At 73.4% G+C, this 9,981-nt stretch carries 9 protein-coding genes; 3 read left to right on the plus strand and 6 right to left on the minus strand.

From position 1 onward, the window contains the following. Positions 1-114: 114 nt before the first annotated feature. Both ACWCXC_RS30145 and ACWCXC_RS30150 read right to left on the minus strand, forming a co-directional pair. Positions 115-561 carry an Lrp/AsnC family transcriptional regulator gene (locus ACWCXC_RS30145; protein ID WP_450684804.1) on the minus strand — a complete coding sequence of 149 codons (447 nt, stop codon included), beginning with the start codon at positions 559-561 and terminating at the stop codon, positions 115-117. 336 nt (positions 562-897) lie between these two features. After that, entirely contained in the window at positions 898-1,779 is an 882-nt protein-coding gene (locus ACWCXC_RS30150) for an alpha/beta fold hydrolase (protein WP_450891089.1), read from the minus strand. Between the two features lie 152 nt (positions 1,780-1,931). On the opposite strand from ACWCXC_RS30150, the gene ACWCXC_RS30155 reads away from it, so the two are divergent. Further along, the gene (locus ACWCXC_RS30155; RefSeq protein ID WP_450891090.1) at positions 1,932-2,966 is read left to right on the plus strand and encodes a hypothetical protein; all 1,035 of its coding nucleotides are present in this window, start codon (positions 1,932-1,934) and stop codon (positions 2,964-2,966) included. A 14-nt stretch (positions 2,967-2,980) separates the two neighbouring features. On the opposite strand, the gene ACWCXC_RS30160 is transcribed toward ACWCXC_RS30155, so the two are convergent. Beyond that, a complete protein-coding gene (locus ACWCXC_RS30160; RefSeq protein WP_450891091.1) occupies positions 2,981-4,219 on the minus strand; it encodes a cytochrome P450 family protein in 1,239 nt (412 codons plus the stop codon). Between the two features lie 226 nt (positions 4,220-4,445). Further along, complete coding sequence (locus ACWCXC_RS30165) at positions 4,446-5,783, minus strand: aminotransferase-like domain-containing protein (protein WP_450891092.1); 1,338 nt, start codon at positions 5,781-5,783, stop codon at positions 4,446-4,448. A gap of 96 nt (positions 5,784-5,879) precedes the next feature. On the opposite strand from ACWCXC_RS30165, the gene ACWCXC_RS30170 reads away from it, so the two are divergent. Beyond that, entirely contained in the window at positions 5,880-6,521 is a 642-nt protein-coding gene (locus ACWCXC_RS30170; RefSeq protein WP_450891093.1) for a DJ-1/PfpI family protein, read from the plus strand. A gap of 123 nt (positions 6,522-6,644) precedes the next feature. Beyond that, positions 6,645-8,597 (plus strand): APC family permease, encoded by a 1,953-nt coding sequence (locus tag ACWCXC_RS30175; RefSeq protein ID WP_450891094.1) that lies wholly within the window; start codon positions 6,645-6,647, stop codon positions 8,595-8,597. Between the two features lie 84 nt (positions 8,598-8,681). Here the strand turns inward: ACWCXC_RS30175 and ACWCXC_RS30180 are convergent, their stop codons facing one another. Next, the gene (locus ACWCXC_RS30180; protein WP_450891095.1) at positions 8,682-9,230 is read right to left on the minus strand and encodes an LURP-one-related/scramblase family protein; all 549 of its coding nucleotides are present in this window, start codon (positions 9,228-9,230) and stop codon (positions 8,682-8,684) included. A gap of 149 nt (positions 9,231-9,379) precedes the next feature. Further along, a complete protein-coding gene (locus ACWCXC_RS30185; RefSeq protein WP_450684796.1) occupies positions 9,380-9,937 on the minus strand; it encodes a GNAT family N-acetyltransferase in 558 nt (185 codons plus the stop codon). Between the last annotated feature and the right edge of the window lie 44 nt (positions 9,938-9,981).

Genomic DNA, 9,981 nt, shown 5'->3' on the forward strand with positions numbered 1-9,981 from the left:
GGGAGCCGCCGGGTCCGGCCGTGCGGCGGGCGACGGCGTCGGGCCCGCACCACGGATCGAGTCCGCCGTCGGCGGGCGGACGGCCGCCGGGCCTCGGCATGACGCCGGCCCGGGTCAGGGGGTGCCGGCCCGCGCGGTCGCGCGCATCCAGGTGTTCATGATGATGAAGGTCTTGGTGCCTTCCACCATGCCGGTCCGGCGCACGGCGTTGATCACCTGCTGAAGATGCTTCACGTCCCGGACCCGGAGCCTGAGCAGGGCGTCGGAGGTGCCGGCGATGCTGTGGCTCTCCTCGATCTCCGGGATGCGCTCGGCGATGCCCTCGATCTCGTCGCTGTCGGTCGCGCCGAGCAGGCGGATCTCGATGAACGCCTGAAGCATGCCCGCGCGGCCGTCCTCGATGACCGCCGTGTAGCCTCGAATCACGCCCTCCCTCTCCATCCGCTCGATGCGGCGGGCGCACGGAGCCGCCGAGAGTCCCACGGCACGGGCGATCTCCGACACGGGCGCTCGCCCGTCCTTGCGGAGGATGTCCAGTATGTGGCGGTCGATCGCGTCCACGGCCAACTCCCCGAATCATGCGCGCCACGCACACATCACGCGCTGAGAACGTCCTTGCTCCTGGTGGATCGAGTGAACCACGCTCGACATGTGCAAGATGACGCCCGGCCTGTCGCCCGGAGGACACCGTCCTGCCATCGTCGTGGTGTCCGGGTGATCCCCGGCAGGAAGTCCGCGTCGGCCGACCCCTACGGCGCGGACTCCGCCCAGGTGGCAGGTGCGCGGGCATCCCCCGCATCCCGCGGCCGGCCCCCCATCCCGGGGCCGGCCGGGTGCCGGCCCCGGCACGGTGCGGGTTCCCGCCGGGACGGGTGCGGGGGCGGCGTCCAGGACCGCTCAGCCGGTGTGGGAGACCACGGCGTCGACGAGGACCGGCCAGAGTTCCCGAGGGCGGTCGTGGCCCATGTCGGGGACCAGCAGGAGGCGCGCCCCCGGGACGAGTTCCGCGGTGCGCTCCCCGCCGCTGGGGGCGATGAGCGTGTCGTCCAGGCCGTGGACCACCAGCGTCGGCACCCGCAGTTCGCGGAGCGCGTCCGCGCGTGAGCCGCTGAGGATCATCGCGCCGAGCTGCCGGCCGATCCCCGCGGGGTAGTACGAGCGGTCGTGGCTCGCGGCGGCCAGGTCGCGCAGGGCGGCGGGGTCGCCGTAGCGCTTGGAGGCCCACACCAGGTCCTTCTCGGCCGCGGCGACGTAGCCGTCGCGATCCGCCGGTTTCGGGGTGAACAGCACCGCCTGGGCCTCCGGGGCGGCCTGGCCGTACGCGCTCTCGCCGGTCGAGGACATCATCGAGGTGAGGGTCAGCACCCGCTCCGGGGAGGCGATAGCCATCGTCTGGGCGATCATCCCGCCCATGGAGGCGCCGACCACGTGGGCGCGTTCGATGCCGAGCGCGGTGAGCAGGCCCAGTCCGTCGTCGGCCATGTCGTGGAGGCGGTAGGGAATCATCGCGAGGGCGGCGGGGAGGTCGCCCGAGGTGACAGTGGCGATGAACGCGGCCACGTCGACCGGGTGCTCGTCGAACTTCGTGGACAGTCCGCAGTCGCGGTTGTCGTAGCGGATCACGTACCGGCCGCGATCCGCCAGCGCCTGGCAGAAGTCCTCGTGCCAGGCGAGCATCTGCGCCCCGAAGCCCATCACGAGCAGAACGGGCGGGTCCTCCGGGTCACCGAAGGTCTGGTAGGCGAGGGACACTCCGGGGGACACGGCGGCGATCGGCATGGCCGAATCCTTTCATGGGGGCGGGCAGGGGCCCGGCCGAGGAACCGTTCGTGGACGCCCGCCCGCGACTCCGGCATACGGCGCCGCGCCGGGCCGGCCACCGCCCCGGCCTGGCGGAACGGGTCCGCCCGGCACCCGTTAGGGTCGCTCCCATGCCGAGAACCACACCGCCCCGCCCGCTCGACGTCGAGGCGCTGTTTCCTGAACTGGCGGCGCACCGGGGCACGACGACCCGGCTCCATCCTCGGCCCGGACGGCCGGTGGCCGCGGAGAGTTCGGTGGGTGGGCCGATGCTGTGGCCGGCGGGCGAGCCCTGGCCGGTGTGCACCGAAGCGCATGCCCATGCGCGGGGCCGGCGTCCGGCGGACGTCCACCGGCGGCGGGAGATCCTGGCGGCGGCGTGGCGGCGGGATCCGCGGGGCGGCCCGACGGATGAAGACCGGCGGCTGCTGGGCGAGTTGGAAGGGGAGCACCGGGTCGAGGGGGACGCGGCGACCGCTCCGCTGCCGCTGACCGCGCTGGCCCAGCTGTACCGCCGGGACGTACCGGACCTTCCCCCGGGGCCGGACGGCTGCGATCTGCTCCAGGTCTTCTGGTGCCCCTTCGACGCCCACGGCCCGACCGGCCACGGCATGCTGCTCGATCTGCGGTGGCGCCGTTCGTGGGAGGTGACGGAGGTACTGTCCGCACCGCCGGAGCCGGCCGTCGTCGGCTTCGACGGGTACGTGCCCGAACCGTGTGTGCTGCACCCGGAACAGGTGACCACCTACCCGTTCGCCGGGCTGCTCCCCGAGGAACTGTGCGCCCGGATCGACGCCTGGGACGAGGAGCAGGAGGAGCTGGCCGAGGCGCGGGAGGACGGGGAGGAGGACCGGCCGGTGCTCGGCTACCAGTACGATCTGTCGATTCCGCCGGGCTGGCGCGTCGGGGGCTTCGCGTCCTGGCACCTGACCGACCCCTCCCCCATGGACTGCCGGACCTGTTCGGCGCCGATGGACCTGCTGCTGACCGTGGACAGTTCGGAGTGGGACGGCGGCAGCGGCAGCTGGACGCCCCTGGAGGACCAGGGGCTGCCCGCGCACCGGGCCGCCGCCCCGACCGAGGTCGTGGTCGGCCGCTGGGGTGAGCTGAACGTGTTCGCCTGCCCCCGGGATCCCGGGCACCCCCACCGCTGGAGCATTCAGTAGGGACGGGCCCGCGTTCAGCTCGCCGGAGCGTCCTGTGCGGGGCGCAGCCGTACGGGGAGGGTGGTGTGCCCGTTGCTGATGAGGCTCGGGATTCTCGTCAGCTCCTGGGGGCGGACGGCGAGGCTGGTGTGGGGGAAGCGGTCGAAGAACAGGCGCAGGGCGGTGGCGACTTCGAGCCGGGCCAGCGGGGCGCCGAGGCAGAAGTGGACGCCGTGGCCGAAGGCCAGGTGTTCCTTTCCGGGTCGGGTGGCGTCGAAGCGCTCGGGGTCCTCGTGCAGGTCGGGGTGGCGGTTGGCCGCGCCGTAGGAGGCGAGGATGGCCTCCCCGGCCCGGATGGTGCGTCCGTCGGAGAGGGGGATGTCGGCGCGGGCGAAGCGCAACGGGAGGTTCTTGACAGCGGGTTCGTGGCGCAGGGTCTCCTCGACGACATCGTGCCAGGTGCACCGGCCGTCCCGGACGTGGGCGAGTTGGGCGGGGTCGGTGAGCAGGGTGGTGACGGCCTGGTCGATGACGTTGACGGTGGTCTCGTACCCGGCGCTGATCATGAGCAGGAGCGTGTCGCGCAGTTCGGCGTCGCTGAGGGCCGAACCGTCCTCCTCGTCGCGGGTGGCGATCAGCAGGGACGTCATGTCGTCGCCGGGTTCGGCGCGTTTGGCGGCGACGAGTCCGGCGAGCAGCTCGTAGAGCGCGGCGGTGTTGGCGGCCTGTTCGGCGGCTGTCAGGTGGGTGGCGAACACATTGTCCACCAGGGTGCGCAGCTCCTCGCGCCGGTCGGTGGGAAGGCCCATGAGCCGGCTGATGACGGCGATGGGGAGCGGATGGGCGAACCGGGCGCGCAGGTCGACGGTCGTGCCGGGCGGCACCGTCTCCAGTTCGTCGAGCAGGCCGGTGACCAGCGCCTCGATGTCCGGGGCGAGGACGGCGGTGCGGCGGGCGGAGAGGGCCGGGGCGATCATGCGGCGCAGCCGGCCGTGGTCCGCCCCGTACGCGGTGAACATGTTCTCCACCGCGATCCACAGGGCCAGGGGCCAGGTCGCGACGGTCTCGGCGTACGCGGGCCAGTGGGCCCGGCCGTCCTTGGAGACGTCCGGGCTGGTGAGCAGCCGCTTCAGCAGCGCGGGGTCGGAGACGGACCAGGCGCGGACGCCGAGGACGTCCACGGGGGTCGCGGGGCCGCGCGCGAGGAGCGCCCGGTGTTCGGTGTCCGGGTCGCTCCCGGTGGGGTCGAGGACGAATAACGGCTGTTCGGACATGCGGGGTTTCTCCTTCGACGGTGGTACGGCCGGGCCGCCGCGGCCCCGGACGGTCGGCCGGGCGGCGGCGCCCGGTAAGACTGCCCGGTCCGGGCGGGAGGAACCCCGCTGCCCCGGCCCGGGCAGGAGGAAAGGGCCGACCGCTGCCCCGAGGGCACGGACCGACGCCCGCCTCGCCGGAGTAACGGCTCCTCGTACCACCGACTCCCGCCCCCCGTACCGGGGTTCAGGCGAAGGCGTCCTCCAGCGCCAGCCTGCGCACCGTGCGCAGGGCGGTGCGCAGGACGTCCGGCTCCGCCGAGCCGAGCGCGAGGCGGATCGCCTGCGGGGTGCGGGCCGAGGTGCTGAAGGGCTCGGCCGTGGTGACCGAGACGCGGTGCCGGGCGAGGGTGGCCGCCAGCCGGTCGGCGCGGGCGCTGTCGGGGAGCGGCAGCCAGGTGAAGTAGGACGCGGGGTGGGCGACGAGCGGCAGTCCGGCCAGTTCCGTGGCGGCGAGTGCCTGGCGCTCGCGGGCGTCCTCCCGTTTCCGGGCCTCCAGGGCGTCGGCCGTGCCGTCGTCGAGCCATCGGCAGGCGAGCGTCGTGGTGAGCGCCGGGGTGTTCCAGGTGGTGGCGCGGATGGCCCGTTCGAGTGCGGGGACCCGGTCGGGCGGGGCGAGGAGGTGACCGACCCGCAGTCCGGTGGCGACGCTCTTGGAGAGCCCCGAGACGTGGACGGTGAACTCCGGCACCCGTTCCACCAGCGGCGGGGGCGGGTTGTCGGCGAGGAAGGCGTACGAGGCGTCCTCGATGAGGAGCACGCCGTACCGGCGGGCGATCGCGGTCAGCCGGACGCGGTCCGCCTCGGGCATCACCCAGCCGAGGGGGTTGTGCAGGGTCGGCATCGTGTAGAGGGCCCGCACGGGCCGGGTGGCGCACAGCCGTTCCAGGGCGTCCAGGTCCGGGCCGTCCGCCGTGGCGGGGACGGGCTCCAGGTCGAGGCGGAGGCTCTGCGCGAGCACCTTGAAGCCGGGGTAGGTGAGCGCGTCGACCGCGACGACGTCTCCGGGTCCGAGCAGGGCCATGGCCGTGACGGCCAGTCCGTGCTGGGCGCCGGCCACGATCAGGACGCGGTCGGGGTCGGCCGTGATCCCCCGGCGTCGCAGATGGCGGGCGACCGAGGCCCGGTCCTGGGGGCGGCCCCGGTGCGGCTGGTAGCGCAGCAGCGCGTCGAGGTCGCCGGAGACCGCGATGTCGCGCAGCGCCGCGCGCAGCAGGCCGGTCTGGCGGGGCAGTGAGGGGTGGTTGAAGGTGAGGTCGACGGCGTCGGCGGCCACCGCCCGCTGGTCGGGGCCCTGGCCGGGCGGGGCCGCGCGGTCGCGGACGAAGGTGCCGCGCCCCTGTTCGCGGCTGACCAGGCCCATGGCGTCGAGTTCGGCGTAGACCCGGGTCGCGGTCACCACCGCGACGCCCTCCCGGGCGGCCAGGGCGCGGTGGGTCGGCAGCCGGGTGCCCGGGGTGAGCCGCCCCGCCCGGATGTCGGAGGCGAGGGCGTCGACCAGGGCCTTGTACCGCGCTGCTGCCATGGGACGGATTGTATCCATGACAATTCTTTGACTGTCCTGACAGCGGATTCGTACCGTGGCGGCCCATCCGCGCTCCTCGGCAGGAAGGCCACCGCCGTGCACATCGCCATCCTCACCTTCGACGGCTACAACGAACTGGATTCCCTGATCGCGCTGGGGGTGCTGAACCGCGTCCGGGCCGACGGCTGGCGCGTCACCCTCTCCTCCCCCACCCCCCGGGTGACGTCGATGAACGGGGTGGTGGTCGAGCGGATGTCGACCTTGGAGGATGCCTGCGCGGCGGACGCCGTCGTCATCGGCAGCGGGATCGCCACCCGGGAGGTCGTCGAGGACCCGGCGATCATGGAGGTCCTGCGCGGGCTGGACCCCTCCCGTCAGCTCATCGGGGCCCAGTGCTCCGGCGCCCTCGTGCTGGCCCGGCTCGGTCTGCTCGGCTCCATGCCCGCGTGCACGGATCTGACCACCCGGCCCTGGGTCGTCGCGGCCGGCATCGACGTCCTCGACGCCCCGTTCCACGCCCGGGGGTCGGTCGCCACCGCCGGCGGCTGCCTCGCCTCGTCGTACCTCGCCGCCTGGATCATCGCCCGCCTGCGCGGCCGGGAGGAGGCCGAGGACGCGCTCCACTACGTCGCCCCGGTCGGTGAGAAGGAGGAGTACGTCGCCCACGCCTGGCGCACCATCAGCCCGTGTCTTCCGGAGGCGCCGGACCGGGGCCTGCTCACGGCCCCGGTGTCCTGACCGGAGGGACGCCCCTCACGGGGAACCGGCGCGCCCCCGGGCAGCCGACCGTAGCGGCTCCGTACGAGTGCCCGCCGGTGGAGCCTGCGCGGATCGCCGCCGCCCACCGGTTCTGATGACGGGATGACCCTGGACCGGCCCCTGTACCGCGTCAAGCGACGGCTGCTCGGCAGGCCGCTCACGACGGAGCGCGTCAGCGAGGAGAAGCTGAGCAACCGGACGGCGCTCGGTGTGCTGGCGTCCGACTGCGTCAGCTCCTCCGCGTACGGCTCCGAGGAGATGCTGCGGGTCCTCGTACCCGTCGTGGGGACGGCGGCGTTCACGATGGTGCTGCCGGTGACCGGGGCGATCCTGCTGGTGCTGCTGCTCCTGACGCTCTGCTACAGCGATGTGGTCACGATCTACACCCGGGCCGGGGGTTCGTACGTCGTGGCCCGGGAGAACTTCGGGCCGGACGTCGCCCAGGTCGCGGCCGTGGCGCTGCTCGTCGACTACATCGTCACCGTCGCCGTCCAGGCGTCCGCCGGGACGAACGCGCTGATCTCCCTCGCGCATCTGGCGGGCAACGGCTGGACCGGCCTCGACCACCTCCAGCTCCCGGTCTCCGCCGGGGTGATCGCGCTGCTGGCGTACGGGAATCTGCGCGGGGTGCGCGAGGCGGGGCGGCTCTTCGCGCTGCCGGCGTATCTGTTCATGGCCGCCATGGGGCTGGTCTTCGTCGTGGCGGCGGTCCGCGCGCTGGCGGGCGACCTGCCGCACGCCGATCTGCACGCCCCCGGCGTCGTCCCGCTGGGCACGCCCGGCGACGGCTGGCTCCAGGGCGCGTCGCTCTTCATCGTGCTGCGCTCCTTCGCGAACGGCGGCTCCTCGCTGACGGGGCTCGAAGCCATCTCCAACGGCATCTCCGCCTTCCGCGAACCGCAGGGCCGCAACGCCCGGCGCACCCTGATCACCATGAGCGTGGTGCTGGCCGTCCTGGTCCTGGGCGTGTCCCTGCTGGCGCACGCCACGCACGCGGTCCCGTACACCGACGGCACCCCGACCGTCATCGCCCAGGAGGCGCGGCTGGCGTTCGGCGGGGACACGCTGGGGACCGCCGGGCTCGTCCTCGTCCAGCTCGCGACCGCCCTGATCCTGTACACCGGGGCCAACACCCCGTTCACCGGCTTCCCGTTCCTGGCCAGCTTCGTCGCGCAGGACCGGTTCCTGCCCCGGGTGCTGACCCGGCGCGGACACCGGCTGGCGTTCTCCAACGGCATCCTCACGCTCACCGCGCTCTCGCTGGCGCTGCTGCTGGTCACGGGCGCCAGCGTGGACCGGCTGGTGGCGTTGTACGCGATCGGCGTGTTCACCGCCTTCACCATGGCAGGCTCCGGGCTGGCCGCGTACCACCTGCGGCGGCGCGAGACCTGGCGGCGGACGAAAATCGGGGTCAACGCCGCCGCGGCGGTCCTCTCCGCCGCAGTCGTCCTGATCTTCGCCGTCACCAAGTTCACCGAGGGCGCCTGGCTGGTGGTCATCGTCTTCCCCCTCGGCGTCTGGGGCCTGATCCGGATCAATCGCGAATACCGCCGCGAGACCGCCGCCCTGCAACGCCTCCCCGAGGGCGCCGACCGCCCGCGCGCCCGCCGCCACCAGGTCTTCGTCCTGGTCGAGACCCTGGACCTGGCGACGCTGAAGGCGCTGCGCTACGCACACGAGCTCCGCCCCGACCTGGTGCGGGCCGTGCATTTCGCCATCGACGTCGCGCACGCCCAACGGCTCTCCGCGGTATGGGAGTCGACCTCCGCGACTTCCGTCGAACTCGAACTGGTCGACTGCCCGGACCGCCGGCTGCGGCACGCCATGCGGGAGCTGGCCGTCCGCACCACCGAGGACGGCGAGACCTCCCTGACCGTGCTCGTCCCGAGGCGGATGTACGCCAACGCGCTGGGCAAGATCCTCCACCGGGGCACCGGCGAGACGATGGCCCGCACCCTCGAACAGCTCCCCCATGTCGCCGTGACCATCCTGCCGTTCAACGCGTCCTACGCGATGCGGGCCCTGGAGGCGGACCGGCTGCCCGACCTGGACTGATCCGCGCGCACCCCTCGAAGCGGCCGGGCCGTCTCGTCGGGACTCGCCCGACGGGCACGGGCCCGCGAGGGACCGCGCGTCCGGTCAGTCCCCGGGGTGGGCCATCGCGTCGATGGCGACCGCCGCCGCCAGGACCGTGGTGGGGTCGGCGCCCGGCCCGATGTCGAGGCCGTAGGTGTCGCGCACGCGGAACCACTTCTTGGAGACCTCGGCGATCTTGTAGCCGTCGCGTTCGATCGTGTACTCGTGGTCGACGATGTCGCCGTGGACGGTGAGGTCGTCGCCGTCCTCCCGCTTGATGCGCCAGCGGTCGCGCAGCGGGCCGACGACGGCCTTCTTGACGATCGCCACGCGCCGCCCGTCGGCGTCCTCGATCGCCATGGACTCCTTGATCCGCAGCGGCCGGCTCTGGACGGTGGCGACGCGGTGCCCGTCGCGGTCCTCGATGTGGAAGGTCCTGCGGGCCCGGAGCGCCTTGCCGTTCACCTTGTAGCGGTGGTCGCCGGCGTCGTCGTCGATCCAGTAGTCGTCGCCGATCGAGATCAGCTTCTGACGCATCCGGTAGCGGGTGACGCCCTCGCCGTGCTCGAACGCGCGATTGGCGTGACGGCGGTCCTTGCGCTCCTGGAACATGGCCCGTCCTTCCCGCCGCCCGCCGGCGGGGCACCGGCTCCGTGACGGCAGTTCCGTTCTTCCTATCCCGGCACGTCCGGCCGCGCACCTCGTGGCATCCGCCCCGGGCACGCCGATCCCGCCCGGGCGTACGGACCGGCCGGGCCGGTTCAGCGCATCTCGGCCGTGATCGCCCAGCGTTCGTGGTCCCGCCAGGCGCCGTCGACGAACAGGAAGTCCGGGGAGAACCCCTCCAGGCGGAAGCCCGCCCTGCGGACCAGGGCGATCGACCGGGTGTTGGCCGGCTGGATGTTGGCTTCGAGGCGGTGCAGGCCGAGCGGGCCGAAGGCGTGCCGGAGGACGAGGCCGAGCCCCTCGCTCATCAGACCGCGCCCGGACGCGTGGGCGAAGCCCCCGTAGCCCAGCGCGCCGCAGCGAAATCCGCCGGTGACGATGTTGTTGATGTTGATGAACCCGGCGATGGGTCCGTCGGCCGGCCCGCCGGGCTCGCCGCGCCGCTCGCAGACGAGGAAGCCCGCCCTCGTCGGGTCCTCGATGAGCGGGCGCGCGTAGGCGGCGTAGGCGTCGGGATCGGCGGGCGGGAACAGCCAGGGGCGGTGCGCGTCCCGGCTTTCGCGGACCCGGGCGGTGAACTCCTCGGCGTCGGCGTGGGTGAAGGGGCGGATGCCCGTGCGCGGGCCCTCGGCGAGATAGCTGGTGTCGGACACCGGAACAGCGTAGGGGTGCCGTGCGGGTCACGGCCCGACGCGTC

Source organism: Streptomyces sp. NPDC001515, assembly GCF_053597115.1.